The sequence below is a fragment of the Pusillimonas sp. genome (genome assembly GCF_044464525.1).
GTDB lineage: Bacteria > Pseudomonadota > Gammaproteobacteria > Burkholderiales > Burkholderiaceae_B > Pusillimonas.
On record NZ_JBIQLE010000001.1, the window covers coordinates 128,205 to 142,636 of the forward strand.

13 protein-coding genes are annotated in these 14,432 nt (G+C 59.3%); 8 read left to right on the forward strand and 5 right to left on the reverse strand.

Annotated elements, in window-relative coordinates:
* Position 1: 1 nt before the first annotated feature.
* Positions 2 to 1,192: an MFS transporter gene (locus tag ACIY1O_RS00620; RefSeq protein WP_397473122.1), complete on the reverse strand. Its 1,191-nt coding sequence runs from the start codon at positions 1,190 to 1,192 to the stop codon at positions 2 to 4.
* A 140-nt stretch (positions 1,193 to 1,332) separates the two neighbouring features.
* Here ACIY1O_RS00620 and ACIY1O_RS00625 point away from each other — a divergent pair, with 140 nt between their 5' ends.
* A complete protein-coding gene (locus ACIY1O_RS00625; protein WP_397473123.1) occupies positions 1,333 to 1,815 on the forward strand; it encodes a YajQ family cyclic di-GMP-binding protein in 483 nt (160 codons plus the stop codon).
* Positions 1,816 to 1,887: 72 nt separating this feature from the next.
* Here the strand turns inward: ACIY1O_RS00625 and ACIY1O_RS00630 are convergent, their stop codons facing one another.
* Together ACIY1O_RS00630 and ACIY1O_RS00635 are read right to left on the reverse strand one after the other, a co-directional pair.
* Positions 1,888 to 2,649: an ABC transporter permease gene (locus ACIY1O_RS00630; RefSeq protein ID WP_397473124.1), complete on the reverse strand. Its 762-nt coding sequence runs from the start codon at positions 2,647 to 2,649 to the stop codon at positions 1,888 to 1,890.
* On the reverse strand, positions 2,646 to 3,572 hold the full coding sequence (locus tag ACIY1O_RS00635; protein WP_397473125.1) for an ABC transporter ATP-binding protein: 927 nt from the start codon (positions 3,570 to 3,572) through the stop codon (positions 2,646 to 2,648). Before ACIY1O_RS00635 ends, ACIY1O_RS00630 begins: the two co-directional genes overlap by 4 nt.
* 85 nt (positions 3,573 to 3,657) lie before the next feature.
* On the opposite strand from ACIY1O_RS00635, the gene ACIY1O_RS00640 reads away from it, so the two are divergent.
* The 7 genes from ACIY1O_RS00640 (at position 3,658) to ACIY1O_RS00670 (ending at position 12,442) form a co-directional block, all read left to right on the forward strand.
* A complete protein-coding gene (locus ACIY1O_RS00640; RefSeq protein ID WP_397473126.1) occupies positions 3,658 to 5,172 on the forward strand; it encodes an NAD(P)H-hydrate dehydratase in 1,515 nt (504 codons plus the stop codon).
* A 39-nt stretch (positions 5,173 to 5,211) separates the two neighbouring features.
* A complete protein-coding gene (locus ACIY1O_RS00645) occupies positions 5,212 to 6,060 on the forward strand; it encodes an HAD family hydrolase (RefSeq protein ID WP_397473127.1) in 849 nt (282 codons plus the stop codon).
* 76 nt (positions 6,061 to 6,136) lie between these two features.
* On the forward strand, positions 6,137 to 6,646 hold the full coding sequence (gene tadA / locus ACIY1O_RS00650) for a tRNA adenosine(34) deaminase TadA (RefSeq protein WP_397473250.1): 510 nt from the start codon (positions 6,137 to 6,139) through the stop codon (positions 6,644 to 6,646).
* Positions 6,647 to 6,700: 54 nt separating this feature from the next.
* Positions 6,701 to 7,612, forward strand: coding sequence for an LD-carboxypeptidase (locus ACIY1O_RS00655; protein WP_397473128.1), 912 nt, complete (start codon positions 6,701 to 6,703; stop codon positions 7,610 to 7,612).
* Between the two features lie 173 nt (positions 7,613 to 7,785).
* Positions 7,786 to 10,071, forward strand: coding sequence for a prolyl oligopeptidase family serine peptidase (locus ACIY1O_RS00660; RefSeq protein WP_397473129.1), 2,286 nt, complete (start codon positions 7,786 to 7,788; stop codon positions 10,069 to 10,071).
* A gap of 143 nt (positions 10,072 to 10,214) precedes the next feature.
* The gene (locus ACIY1O_RS00665; RefSeq protein ID WP_397473130.1) at positions 10,215 to 11,816 is read left to right on the forward strand and encodes an ABC-F family ATPase; all 1,602 of its coding nucleotides are present in this window, start codon (positions 10,215 to 10,217) and stop codon (positions 11,814 to 11,816) included.
* A 23-nt stretch (positions 11,817 to 11,839) separates the two neighbouring features.
* Positions 11,840 to 12,442 carry an IMPACT family protein gene (locus tag ACIY1O_RS00670; RefSeq protein ID WP_397473131.1) on the forward strand — a complete coding sequence of 201 codons (603 nt, stop codon included), beginning with the start codon at positions 11,840 to 11,842 and terminating at the stop codon, positions 12,440 to 12,442.
* A gap of 78 nt (positions 12,443 to 12,520) precedes the next feature.
* Here the strand turns inward: ACIY1O_RS00670 and trxA are convergent, their stop codons facing one another.
* Complete coding sequence (gene trxA / locus ACIY1O_RS00675) at positions 12,521 to 12,901, reverse strand: thioredoxin (RefSeq protein ID WP_397473132.1); 381 nt, start codon at positions 12,899 to 12,901, stop codon at positions 12,521 to 12,523.
* 158 nt (positions 12,902 to 13,059) lie between these two features.
* Positions 13,060 to 14,358 carry an NCS2 family permease gene (locus ACIY1O_RS00680; RefSeq protein WP_397473133.1) on the reverse strand — a complete coding sequence of 433 codons (1,299 nt, stop codon included), beginning with the start codon at positions 14,356 to 14,358 and terminating at the stop codon, positions 13,060 to 13,062.
* Positions 14,359 to 14,432 lie beyond the last annotated feature (74 nt).

A 14,432-nucleotide genomic window follows, 5' to 3' on the forward strand; every position in this document is an offset into this window, starting at 1 on the left:
GTTATGGCTCCACCCGCCTGGGCAGCCAGCGCCAGAACAGGGCGGCGGCGATAAAACCCATCGACCCGACCGCTACAATGCCGGCGCCCAGCGACAGCACGGCCATGATGCCCGACAGCAGCAGGGGGCCGCCGCCTGCGCCGCAGTCGGTGATCAGGCGCCAGATTCCCAGAAATTGCGTGCGGCCCACAGGGGGTGAAGCATCGGCGCCCACCGTCATGTTCAAGCCCGAGCTTATCCCGTTTCCCAGCCCCATCAGCATGCATACCGCGACGAACGCCGCCAAGCCTGTGGTCAGCGGCATCAGTACGAGCGCGACGCCCATCAGCACCATCGAGGGCAGAGCGATCCACTGTCTTCCGTACCGATCCATGATTTTGCCGGCGGGGTAGAACAGCAACATGTCTATGGACCCCATGAATCCGTACACCAGGGCGGTGGTGGGCGCATCCAGGCCGATGTGGCTGGCCCACAGCGGCACGATGATCTGACGGCACGAGCGTGTGGCGGCGACGAAGGCGCTGGCCAGCCCCAGGGTCAAGAAAGAGGACGCATGAGCTTTCAAGATGCCGCCCATGCGGGGCGTTACGAAGCCGGGTTCATTTTTGCGCTGTTTGGCGTGCTCAAGTTCGGGAACCGTAAACGACAGGAGCCCGGCGCCGGCCATGGCCGCGATGGCGGCCCAGTAGGCGCCGGGTAGATCGATGAAGTGCATGCACGCGGCGCCGGCGAAAGGGCCTATGAACAGACCTACCCGCATGACGCCGCCCAGCGTGGACAATGCTCGGGCGCGCATCGCCAGTGGAACCGCTTCAATCAAAAAGGTTTGTCTGGCCAGCAGGAATACTGAACTGGCCATTCCGATGATCAGCACGCCCAGCCCAAGCATCCATGTGGTTGTCGCCGCCAGGCACAGGACGAGAGCCAGCACGGTCAGCATGGCGGCGCCGATCATCGAGCGACGCTCGCCATAACGAGCGGCGATGAGGGCGGCTGGAATATTGTTTAATAAGGCTCCGATGCCAAAAAGCGACACGATGAAGCCCGACATTGCCAGCGAGGCGCCCAGATCTTTGGCGCTAAGGGCGATCACCGGAAAAATAGCACCTTCTCCGACACCGAAAAGCAGCGAAGGACCGAAGGCGGCGACGGCGATGCCGCGCATGGAAAAAGACGAATTGCCGGATGTCACGGTGATAGGTGGGGTAAATCCGCTTATTTTGACAGTGCCGCCGCTGCTTGTCGACTTAAGAGCACGGCGCGGCTCGGGGGCCATCGTTTAAACTAGGGCGATGATGTTCACACTTCATTCAATATAACGGGGATAAAAACATGCCATCTTTTGACGTCGTCTCAGAAGTGGACAAGCACGAGCTTGCGAATGCGGTTGACCAAGCCAACCGTGAACTGGCCACACGTTTCGATTTCAAGGGGGTCGACGCCAAGTTCGAACTCGACGAGTTCGTCATCACTTCAACGGCGCCCAGTGCCTTTCAGTTAAAGCAGATGCTCGATATTTTGCGTGGTCGTCTCTCGGCGCGCGAAATCGATGTACGCTGCCTCGAGGTGGGCGACCCCAACGAGAACTTGGGCGGTGCGCGCCAGAAGTTGACAGTACGCCAGGGGCTGGAACAAGCTGTCGCCAAAAAGCTGATCGCTGCGATCAAGCAGGCCAAGCTCAAGGTCGAGGCGCAAATCAATAAAGACAAGCTGCGCATCAGCGGTAAAAAACGCGACGACCTGCAAGAGGCGATTGCCTTGCTGCGCAAGACCGACGTCGATCTGCCCTTGCAGTTCAACAACTTCCGCGATTGATATCACGAAAGCGGTACATGGCCCGCATCCGGTGGCGTGCCGGCGGGCCTGGGCTTGCCGGCTGCGGCCGGTTCAGGTTTTCAGCCGGTATCCGGTCTTGAACATCCAGGCCACGACAGCCAGGCAGACTGCCAGGAAGAATATGGTCATGCCCAGGCTTACCCCCACGTGCACGTCGGCGATGCTGTAGAAGCTCCAGCGAAAGCCGCTGACCAGATACACCACGGGGTTGAGCAGCGTTACCGTCTGCCAGAAAGGCGGCAGCATGTCGATGGAGTAGAAGCTGCCGCCCAGAAAGGTAAGCGGCGTGATGATCAGCAACGGCACGAGCTGCAGTTTTTCGAAGCCGTCGGCCCAAATGCCGATAATGAAGCCCAACAGGCTGAAGGTGAGGGCGGTAAGCACCAGGAAAAACATCATCCACCATGGATGGTCGATTTGCAGCGGCACGAACAGTGTGGCCGTGGCAAGAATGATCAACCCCAGGATGATCGATTTTGTGGCCGCCGCCCCGACGTATGCCAGGGTGATTTCCATATACGACAACGGCGCCGACAATATTTCGTAGATGGTGCCTGTGAAGCGTGGAAAATAAATTCCGAACGAAGCGTTGGTGACGCTTTGCATCAGCAGCGACAGCATGATCAGGCCGGGCACGATGAAGGCGCCGTAGCTGACGCCCTGCACCTCGGTGATTCGGTTGCCGATGGCGGCGCCGAACACCACGAAATACAGCGTCGTTGAAATGACGGGCGCCAGCAGGCTTTGCGACAAGGTACGCAAGCTTCGGGCCATCTCGAACTTGTAGATGGCGCGTATGCCGTGCAGATTCATGCGGCCTCCTTCACGAGGCTGACGAAAATGTCTTCCAGAGAGCTTTGCCGGGTATGCAGATCGGTAAAGCGTATGCCGGCCTGCTGCAGATCGTTCAGCAAGGTGGTGATGTCATGTTCCTGGCGGGCGGAATCGTAGGTATAGGTGAGCTCGATTCCGTCATCAGACAACCGCAGGCTGTAGGGCACCAGCGCATCGGGGACTTGGCGCAGCGGCTGCGGCAGTTGCAAGATAAGCTGCTTTTGTCCCAGTTGTCGCATCAACAAATGTTTATCCTGCACAAGAATGATTTGCCCATTTCGTATGACTCCGACCCGATCGGCCATTTCTTCGGCCTCTTCGATGTAATGGGTGGTGAGTATGATGGTGACGCCGGTGTCGCGCAGCGAGCGCACCAGCTCCCACATGTCTTTGCGCAATTCCACGTCGACGCCGGCTGTGGGTTCGTCCAGAAATAGAATATCGGGTTCGTGAGACAGCGCCTTGGCGATGAGCACGCGGCGCTTCATGCCGCCGGAAAGCGTCATGAGCTTATTGTCTTTTTTGTCCCATAAAGAAAGCGAGCGCAACACTTTTTCAATATGGGCGGGGTTGGGCGGCTTGCCAAACAGGCCTCGGCTGAAACTGACGGTGTCCCACACGGTTTCGAAAGCGTCTGTGGTGAGCTCTTGCGGCACGAGGCCGATGTGCGATCTGGCCTGGCGGTATTGTTCCGTGATGTCGTAGCCCGCTGCCCAGACGCTGCCGGCCGTGGGCTTGACCAGCCCGCAGATGATGCTGATGAGGGTGGTCTTGCCCGCGCCGTTTGGCCCAAGCAAAGCGAAGATTTCGCCTTTTTGTATCTCGAGACTGACGTCTTTTAGCGCCTGGAAGCCCGAGGCATAAGATTTGGAAAGCTGCGATATAGAGATAACTGCCGACATGGTGGTGACGTCCGTTTACGATGTTTCACTCCCTGGAGCAGCTTATCATTTAAGCTTGAATCTTGTGTAATGGAAGGAAAAGTCCATGAGTAGCGGGGCGAACGCCAATCACTCGGTTTTATTGTCTCCCGAGCAGATGTCCGCGGCCGACCAGGCCACTATCGCTTCGGGCGTCCGCGGTATCGACCTGATGGAGGCCGCCGGCCTGGCGGTGGCGGAAACGGTGCGGCGTCATTGGCCGTTGGGCTCCGTGGCAGTGTTGTGCGGGCCGGGCAACAACGGAGGCGATGGTTTCGTGGCGGCGCGCCATTTACGCAAATGGGGCTGGCCGGTGCGGTTGGGTCTGCTGGGCGACGCCGATAAGCTGACCGCCGACGCGGCTCACCATGCGGCTTTGTGGGGTGATGCGGTTGAGCCCTTGGACGCGGGGCTGCTGAAGGGCGCAAGCGTCATCGTGGACGCACTGTTCGGCGCGGGTTTGTCACGGCCCATCGAGGGCGAGGCGCTTGACGTGCTGAATGCGGTCGAACGCAGCGGGACGCCCGTGTGCGCCATCGACGTGCCTAGCGGGGTGGACGGAGCCACCGGCCAGGTATTGGGAGCGGCCGTACCCGCCAGGCACACTGTCACTTTCTTTCGCAAGAAGCCAGGGCATGTCTTGTTGCCCGGACGGCAGCTTTGCGGGCAAGTAACTCTGGCTGACATTGGCATTCGGCCCGAGGTGATCGAAGGCATGGACGAGATCACCTTCGAGAACGAGCCTGCTCTTTGGCATGGCATGTTCCCTTGGCCGCGCGTGGATGACCATAAATATTCAAGAGGGCATGTGCTGGTGGTCGGCGGAGAGATCATGACCGGCGCGGCGCGGCTGTCAGCCATGGGAGCGGCCCGCGTGGGCGCGGGCCTGGTTACCGTGGCTGCACCGGCGCCGGCCTGGCCGGTGTATGCGGCGGCGCTGACCAGCGTCATGGTGCAACCGTTGGACGACGCCAGCAATCTCACTGATATTTTGGCCGATGTGCGCAAGAATGTGCTTGTGGCAGGGCCGGGGGCCGGAGTGTCGGAAGCTACGCGCCAACACGTGCTGGCCGCCTTGGCCACGGGCAGGAGCATGGTGCTGGACGCCGACGCCATCACGTCATTCGGGCCCTCGCCGCAAGCTTTGTTCTCGGCGATCAAAGGGCCTTGCGTGCTCACACCGCACGAGGGCGAATTCAGTCGGATTTTCGCCGGACAAGGCAGTAAGCTGCAGCGAGCACGGCAGGCGGCGCGCGAAAGCGGGGCAGTGGTGTTATTGAAGGGCGCCGATACCGTCATTGCCGCGCCCGACGGTCGGGCCGTTATCAACAGCAATGCGCCGCCCACGCTGGCCACGGGCGGCACGGGCGATGTCCTGACAGGTTTCATCGCGGGCCTCATGGCCCAGGGCATGGCGCCTTTTTTGGCCGCCTCGGCGGGCGCCTGGCTGCACGGCGAGGCGGCTCGCCAGTTCGGCCCTGGTCTTATTTCCGACGATCTTCTCGACATGCTGCCGCGCGTGTTGCGCCGGCTTAAGGCGTATTCTCCGTCGCCAGGCGTTACACTTGCGGTTCCAACCTAGTGCGGGCCGGCGGGCGGCTCGCGCCGTCCGAGGTCTGACATGTCTGATGTAATCGCGCTTATCTTTGACTTTGACGACACCCTGGCGCCTGACAGCACGTCGGGCTTGCTGGCTGATATCGGCGTCGATGCCGCGCACTTCTGGTCCCAAGAGGTTGGTCCACTGCTCAACGAGCACGATTGGGATCCTGTTCCCGCCTACTTGTACAAGCTGATAGAGCTTTCGCGCAGCGGTCGATACGGGGCCATCACACGAGATCGCCTCGAAGAGTGGGGTGAGCGCCTGCCGCTGCACGATGGCGTGCAAAGCCTGTTCAGCCGCCTGCGCGAGGTGGTGCGCAAAAGCCACCCTCAAGTGCAACTGGAGTTCTACCTGATTTCCAGCGGCATAGGCGATGTGGTGCGCCGTACTCCAATCGCGCACGAATTCACCGATATCTGGGCCTCGGAATTCATTTACGATGAGCACGGAGCCATCCAGTTTCCCAAGCGCATTGTCAGTTTCACCGACAAGACCCGTTACCTGTTTCATATCCAGAAGGGCATTGTGGGCACGGCCTCGCGCAACAAGCCGTTCGAGGTCAATAAGAAAGTCGACCAGGACAAGTTGCGCGTACCGTTCCAGCAGATGATCTTCGTGGGCGACGGCTATACCGACATTCCCTGTTTTTCGCTCATACGCCGCTCGGGTGGTGTGGCCTTCGGCGTCTGGGACCCGCGCCACCGGGATAAACGCAGCCGTGCCTGGGGTTTCATACAGGAAGGCCGTGTTTCCAACCTGAATCAGGCTCGCTACGACGAAGAGGCCGAGCTGTATCAGTGGCTGGAAGAGGCCGTCGAAAGCCTTGCGGGCCGAATTTCGCTCAACGCGCGCATTTATGGCGGCTGATAAAAGCCAAGGCGACAAGGCGGCGCTGGTCGCCCGGCAAGCTCGGGCTGCTGCCACGTCTTCAGGTGGCGCACAGGTGGCGGCACTCGGCAGTGAAGCGGCCGTTTTCACCGACCGCGACATACAGGCGATGAGGCTGGCCATGGAGCATGCGCGACAGGCCGAAGCATTGGGCGAAGTGCCCGTTGGCGCTGTGGTGCTTGACGGCGCCGGCAAGATCATCGGCACGGGCTTTAATCGCACCATCACCAGCCATGACCCCACCGGCCACGCTGAAATCGTGGCGCTGCGGCAAGCCGCCCAGGCCGTGGGCAACCACCGTTTGCCAGAAGCCAGCCTGTACGTGACGCTTGAGCCTTGCGCCATGTGTGTGGGCGCCATGTTGCATGCGCGCCTTGCCCGTGTGGTGTATGCGGCGTCCGACCCCAAGACCGGCGCCTGCCACAGCGTGCTCAACGTGCCCGCTGTGGCTCAATTGAACCATCAGACAAGGGTCGAGGGCGGCTTGCTGGCGCGAGAGTGCGGCGAATTGTTGCGCGAGTTTTTCCGGGCGCGACGCCTGGCGGCCAAGCAGGCCCGCGACTGACCGCCTCCACTATACTTACGCCTGCGATTCAACCCACAACAAGACAGGCTCATCATGGCACATGCACACCATGCCTCCCCAAAGGGTATTTATTTGATTTCGCCCTCCGGCGCGGTGGCGGATCCGGCCGCTGTAGAGCTGGCGCGAGAGCGCCTTGCGAAGCTGGGGTTCAAAACGACTGTGGATCGCACTGCGCTTGCCGTGCACGAACGCTTCGCGGGCACCGACGAGCAGCGCCTGGCCGGCATAACCCGCGCCCTCAAGCAGAAGCATCCGGTGGTCATGGCAACTCGGGGTGGTTATGGCTTGAGCCGCATCTTGCACCGCATCGACTGGAACGCGGTGGCGGAAAGCGGCAAGCTTTTCATTGGACAAAGTGATTTCACCGCTTTCAACCTGGCGCTGTTGGCGCGCGCCGGGGCCGAAAGCTTGGCGGGGCCCACGGCGGTATTCGATTTTGGCTCGGCCAAGATGGATGACCTGACGGCCGCCCTGTTCGCCGAGGTGTTGCGGGGCGAACTGGAAATCCTCAGTTTCGAAGCGCCCGGTTCCGACCCGGTCGATGCCCGGGGGGTTTTGTGGGGCGGCAATCTGGCTATGGTCACCTCACTGTTGGGCACGCCTTTCCTGCCTCGCATGCGGGGCGGCATCTTGTTCCTGGAAGACGTTAACGAGCACCCGTTTCGCATCGAACGCATGCTGACGCAGTTGCTGCATGCCGGCGTGCTGGCCAAGCAGAAGGCCATCGTGCTGGGACGTTTCACCGAATACCGTCTAAGCCGGAACGACAACGGATACGACCTGGATTCGGTTGTGGCCTGGTTGCGCAAAAATGTGAATGTGCCCGTGGTAACCGGGTTGCCTTACGGCCATGTGAAGGTCAAGGCCACACTGCCTGTAGGGCGCCGGGTGGGCATCGCCACCGAAGATGGGATGGCTTACCTGCTGCTGCACGAGCACGATTAGCTTTATCCGGATGCGAACTTGCCGTACGCGCGTTGAGGCTTTTCCTTCGCTGCAGGCGCCAAAGAGGCCGGCCCGCATCCGCCAAAAAATTGTTTGCTGAGCAACACGAATAAATACAATTTGTATCAAAGTGATATAACATGGGCGATTACTCAACGCCCCTGGAAATATCCATGCTCAGAACCTCTTCGACCTTGGCATTATTTGCGGTATTGGCATTGGCAGGCTGCGATGGAGGCTCGGGCAGTACGAAACAGCCTCCGTCTCCAGAGCTGGCTTATCCTGAGTCAGTTGCCGGCTCTGAAAGCGATACATATTTTGGCCGTCAGGTCGTAGATCCGTACCGGTGGCTCGAAGATATACGCAGCCAAGACACAGAAAATTGGATCCAGGCGCAAAATCGGTTTGCGGCCGAATACATTACCGCACTGCCCGATTACGGGGCCATTTCCAAGCGCATCGCGCCTTGGTTCGCGCCCGCACAGACAACCCGGGCCCAGCGCGCACGCGATACATTGCGCACCAAGCAGGACGAGGTGCTGCATATAGAAGGTGAGCGTGGTACCGATGGCCGGCTGTATTATCAACGTCAGGTTCAGCAAGAACGGCACCTGATGCGGCAAGATCGTCATCATCGGCGTGCGCCGCAAACTCAGCCCCAGCTCCTTTCGGTGGATAACGTCATTTACGTTGCCTCCGGACAGACTGCATCAGAGCGGGACGAAGCCTTGGTGGACGTTGACGATTTCCGTGTCGACCCGGATGACAAGATCCAACTGCTGGGCCATCAGGTATCTGAAGACGGCAGATATTTGGTATATCGGATGCAGCGCAACTTTGCCGATCTGGTTGAGCTCCATGTTGTCGACCTGCAAAATCCGTCCGTGCTCTTGATGCGTATCCCGCATGTGTTCTCGCAGGAGATCGCGTTGTACAACGACGGTGTGATCTATTCGTCGCCACGGGGTGTCGAGGACGACCATGTCTCGCCTCACACCTTTCAGTCGTTGTACTACCAACCCTTCGATGGGGCCCGGCCCCAGGCCTGGTTCGAAGGCCAAGAGTTCGACATGCTTTCAGGGTCTTTTTTGCACGAGGACCAGCTTTACATCATCGTCGGAACAAACATGCAGTCCGGCTACCTGCGCCTGGACCCGGCTCATCCCGAATTGGGCGTTCAGCCGTTCATCGACCGGCGAACCGACCAGGAAACGTTCACATATCTCGGGCCAAGCCCCGAAGATTCCGCCAATATGCTTTTTCTTACGTCACAGGGCGCCGATCTATATCGCTTGATCGAGGTTGACCCCGCCGACCCCGCAGCAGCCAATTGGCGTGAAATTCTCCCCTTGGCCCCGCAAGGTGAAACCGTGTATGTGAATGAAGTTCTCGTTTGCGGGTCGGACTATTATGCTGAGCATCTTGATCTTGGAAGCAGCAGGCTGTTTCTGTACAGCGCCGGCGGCGCTCGCGAAATACCGCTGCCGGGCTTGGGCGCTGTGTCGCAGATGGATTGCTCGCAACACGAGGGCCAGGACATCCTCCTTTACAGTTATTCGTCACTTTCCCAGCCACACATCGATTACAGCTACAACCCAGCCACCCACACTGCCACGCCGGGGCCTGTTCTTGAGTACGAAGGCTATAGCCCCGACCCTTACGAGATGAGCCGCAGCATCGTCACCAGTACGGGCGGCGCGCAAATACCTGTATACATTGCGCACAAGAAAGGGCTCGAGCCATCAGGCGATGTGCCTGTTCTGATCTATAGCTATGGCGGCTTCATGACAGAGATCAAGCCGCAGTTCGACATGAGAGTCATCCCCTTGCTGGAAAACGGAGGAATCTATGCCGTGGCGCAAGTTCGCGGCGGCGCCGAATTCGGCTTCGGCTGGTACGAGGCCGGCCGTTTGCTGACCAAGCAGAACACATACAATGACGTGATCGCTGTGGCCGAACACCTTGTCGAGGAAGGTTGGACCAGCCCGGGCAAAATAGCGCTGCTGGGCGAGTCGAACGGCGGCACTACAACGGCTGCGGTGGCGCTGCAGAGGCCGGACCTGTTTGGCGTGGTGTTTCCCTGGGTTGGAGTACACGACCTGGTGCGCTACGATAAATTCGCAGTGGGGTTCTCGTGGCATGGAGATTACGGACGCAACACCGACCAGGCCGAATTCAACAACCTGATGATGTTTTCTCCCTTGCACAATGTCAAGCCTATCAACTATCCACCCATATACATTTTTACCAGCAAGACAGACGGGCGTGTCATGCCGGCCCACAGCTACAAACTTGCGGCCACCTTGCAAAATACGGCTACGGGTACCAGCCCTTATCTTTTGTATGCTTTTCCCAAGGACGATCATGGCTTGAGCGAGCATTTACAGGCGGCTCTTGCCTTCCAGTGGACAGCGTTTTTTCATCATGTCGGCTCGCCGTATGTGGGCTCCGCGAACTAACCGGCGGCGGTTGGGCCGCCGCCACGGTCAAAATTGATACACTAGCTCTTTTGCACCTAAACGATGGGCCATCCCGGCCCGTCTTTCATTGCGCGCGACCATTCGGTCTTCAAGCGCAATTCCTCACACGTACTAGATCCCAATTGATTTCCACCGCAAACCTCACCATTCAGTTCGGCCCCAAGCCTCTTTTTGAAAACGTCAACGCCAAGTTCGGCGATGGCAACCGCTATGGTCTGATCGGAGCCAACGGCTCCGGCAAATCAACCTTCATGAAAATCGTCGGCGGCGACCTCGAGCCCTCCTCGGGGAATGTATCGCTTGATCCGGGCGTGCGCCTGGGAAAGTTGCGTCAGGACCAGTTCGCCTATGAAGATGTGCGAGTGCTTGACGTCGTGCTGATGGGTCACGAAGAAATGTGGCAGGCCATGACCGAGCGCGACGCCATCTATGCCAATCCGGATGCGTCCGAAGAAGACTACATGAAGGCCGCGGACCTTGAGGCCAAGTTCGCCGAATACGATGGCTACACCGCCGAGGCGCGCGCCGGCGAGTTGCTGCTGGGCCTGGATATTCCCACCGAGCAGCACGAGCTTCCCATGCGGGAAATCGCGCCCGGCTGGAAACTGCGGGTACTGTTGGCGCAAGCTTTATTTTCGAACCCCGACGTGCTGCTGCTGGACGAGCCCACCAATAACCTGGATATCAACACCATACGTTGGCTCGAAGATGTGCTGAACGGCTACGACAGTACCATGATCATCATCAGCCACGACCGCCATTTTCTGAACCAGGTGTGCACCCATATGGCCGACCTGGACTATCGCGAGCTTCGTGTATACCCGGGCAACTACGACGACTACATGCTGGCCGCCGCGCAGGCGCGCGAGCGCGTTTCGGCAGTCAACGCCAAAGCCAAAGAGCGTGTGGCCGAACTGCAAGACTTCGTGCGACGTTTTTCGGCCAACAAGTCCAAGTCGCGCCAGGCCACGTCGCGCTTGAAACAGATAGACCGCATCAAGGCGGGGGCCATCGAGGTCAAGCCTTCTTCCAGGCAGAACCCATACATACGCTTCGAGCAGAACAAAGTCATGCACCGCCTGGCGGTAACGGTCGACAAGATCAGCAAGGCTTACGACCATCCAGTCATCAATTCGTTTTCGGCCATGGTCGAGGCGGGTGAGAAAGTGGCCATCATCGGCGCCAACGGGGTGGGAAAGACGACCTTGTTGCGCATGCTGGCCGGCAAGTTGCAGCCCGACACAGGCAGCGTGAAGTGGTCCGAGGCGGCCGATCTGGGCTATATGGCGCAAGACGTTTCCGACCAATTTCTGTCGGACGTCAAAGTATTTGACTGGATGGACGATTACCGCCAGCCGGGTGACGATGACCAAGCCATACGCGCGGTTCTTGGCCGTTTGCTATTTTCGGCCGACGATATTGTCAAGGCGGTCAAGGTGCTGTCGGGGGGCGAGAAAAATCGCATGACCTTCGGGCGACTGATGCTTGGCCGGCACAACGTAATGCTGCTGGACGAGCCCACCAACCACCTGGACATGGAATCGATCGAGTCGCTTCAGTATGCGCTCGAAAAATACGAGGGAACCCTGTTTTTTGTGTCGCACGACCGAGAGTTCGTGTCGTGTCTGGCAACCCGCGTGATCGAGATTCTGCCCACAGGTGAAATCATCGACTATAAGGGCAACTATGACGATTACCTCGAGTCGCGCGGCCTTGCCGGCTGACCCCGGGGCAGGCGTTGCCGCCTATGCTCTACACCCTTGAATCTCTTCACACCTACGAAGAAGAAATCAAAAAGAGTCGCTTCATCGCTTTGGCCGGTCCGGCCGATTCGCCTGAGCAAGCGTTGGATTTTATCGCTTCGCACAGTGTTGCCTCGGCCACGCACAATTGCTGGGCCTATCGCATGGGCGACACCTATCGGTTCAACGATGCCGGCGAACCTGGCGGCACCGCCGGCCGTCCCATGTTGCAGGCCATCGATGGGCAACAGTGCGATCGGGTAGTGGTGCTGGTCGTAAGGTGGTTCGGCGGAGTCAAGCTGGGGGCGGGCGGATTGATGCGTGCATACGGCGGCGTGGCTGCGCAATGCCTGCGTCTTGCCCCCAAAAAGCCCATCGTTCAGCGCACGATGCTGGCTTGCCATTGCCCGTTCACCGACATGGCGCTGGTTCAATCAAAGTTCGCGACGTTTGACGTTGGCGTGGTCGACGAAGCTTTCGACGCCGAAGGCGTCGCCTGGCGCCTTGCGCTGCCCAGCGATCAGGCCGAAGCCTTCAGCCGGCTTTTTATCGACCTGACCCGAGGCAAGGGCCATGTCAGGATCGAGAATCAAAGCTGCGGGCATTAAAGGGAATCGGCGCAAGCCGCATATACCAGCCGCAAATCGCAAGCGCCCGCCGTTTGGTTCAGATTCGTCGCGGGCGGCTTACTGTTGCGGCTTGCCTTCGTTTTGCTGCTGGGCGATTTCTGCGTGTACCTGCGCCATATCCAGATCTTTGACCTGGGTGACCAGCTCGTCGAGCTGGCCTGCCGACAGGGCTCCGGCTTGATTAAAAAGCATGACGCGTTCGCGAAACACCATAAGGGTGGGAATCGAGCGAATTTGCAGGGCCGTGGCCAGCTCTTCCTCTACTTCGGTGTTGATCTTGGCGAAAGTCACGCCATCGTGCTGCTCGGCCGCTTTTTCGAAGACAGGGCCGAATGTGCGGCAGGGCCCGCACCAAGGCGCCCAAAAATCAATGATCAGGGGCTGGTCGCTTTCGATGGCTTCCTGGAAGGTTTCTTTGGTCAGTTCTATGGTGCTCATGAGTGTCCAGAATAAAAAAGCGGCCTATCAGAACGAGAGGCCGCCAGTTTTAAAAATATGCTGCGTTGGACACCAGTGTACATTTTTTCCGGCCGCGGGGCCGTCCGATCTTGCTGGACAGGCCCGATTCCAGTTGTGCTGTTAAACGCTTCAGGTTTTTAATCCGGATAAAAAGCGTACTTGATCACGAACAGAATGGCCACGATGAGGGTTGCCGGATGAATCTGGCGGAAGCGGCCGGTGATCCCCTTGATCACAACATAGCTGATGAAGCCAAAGGCCAGGCCGTTGGCGATGGAATAAGTGAACGGCATGATCAACGCAGCGATGGCGGCCGGCGTGGCTTCGGTAACGTCCGCCCAGTCGATTTCGGCGACTTCACGCAGCATCAGGCCGGCCACGTACAGCAGAGCTGGTGCAGTGGCATAGCCGGGCACGGATCCGGCCAACGGCGAGAACATCAGCGCCAGCAGGAACAGCACTGCAATGGTCAGGGCTGTAAGGCCGGTGCGGCCGCCCGCTTGCACGCCAGAGGCGCTTTCGATGTAGGCCGTGGTGCTGCTGGTGCCCAGCAGCGAACCGCCCACGATGGCGGTACTGTCGGCGAACAGCGCGCGGCCCAGGCGGTTGGGCTTGCCCTCGGGCAACAGATTGGCGCGCTTGGCCACCCCGATGAGGGTGCCTGTGGCGTCGAACACCTCGACCAGCACCAGAACCAGGATCACGTTCACGATGCCCACATGCAGGGCGCCCATGATGTCCAGTTGCAAAAAGGTGGGCGCCAGGCTGGGGGGCGCCGAGAACACGCCTTGAAATTCGCTGTGGCCGGTGATCATTGACAGCACGGTGATTCCGACGATGCCGATCAAGATGGCGCCCCGGACCTTGAGGGCGTCGAGCGCGGCAATAAGGAAGAAGCCCAGGATGGCGAACACGGTGGCGGGCGCGGTAAGGTCGCCGAGCCCGACGATGGTTGCTTCATTGGCGACCACTACGCCTGCGCCATTAGGCCCCAAGGCGATGATGGCCAGGAACAGCCCGATACCTGCGGCGATGGCCGAGCGCAGCGACTTTGGAATGCCGTCGATCAGCCACGAACGCACGCCGGTAACGGTTAGAATGACAAAGATGACTCCGGAGATGAACACCGCCCCCAGAGCTTGTTGCCAGGTAAAGCCCATGGCGCCAACCACGGTGAAGGCAAAGAAGGCGTTGAGGCCCATGCCCGGCGCCATGCCGATGGGCCAGTTGGCTACGAAGGCCATGATCAGCGTGCCCAGGGCGGCCGCCAAGCAGGTGGCTACGAATACAGCGCTGTGGTCCATGCCCGTCGTCGACAAGATGGCAGGGTTGACGAAGATGATGTACGACATTGTCAGGAAGGTCGTAATCCCTGCGAGTATTTCTGTTCGAGCGTTTGTATTGTGCTCGTTTAATTTAAACAATTTCTCTAGCATTTGGCTCATCCCCAAAAAGCGGTTTGGTTTTATACCTTATTGATTCTGGTCCAACAGCCCGCATTCTACGGCCC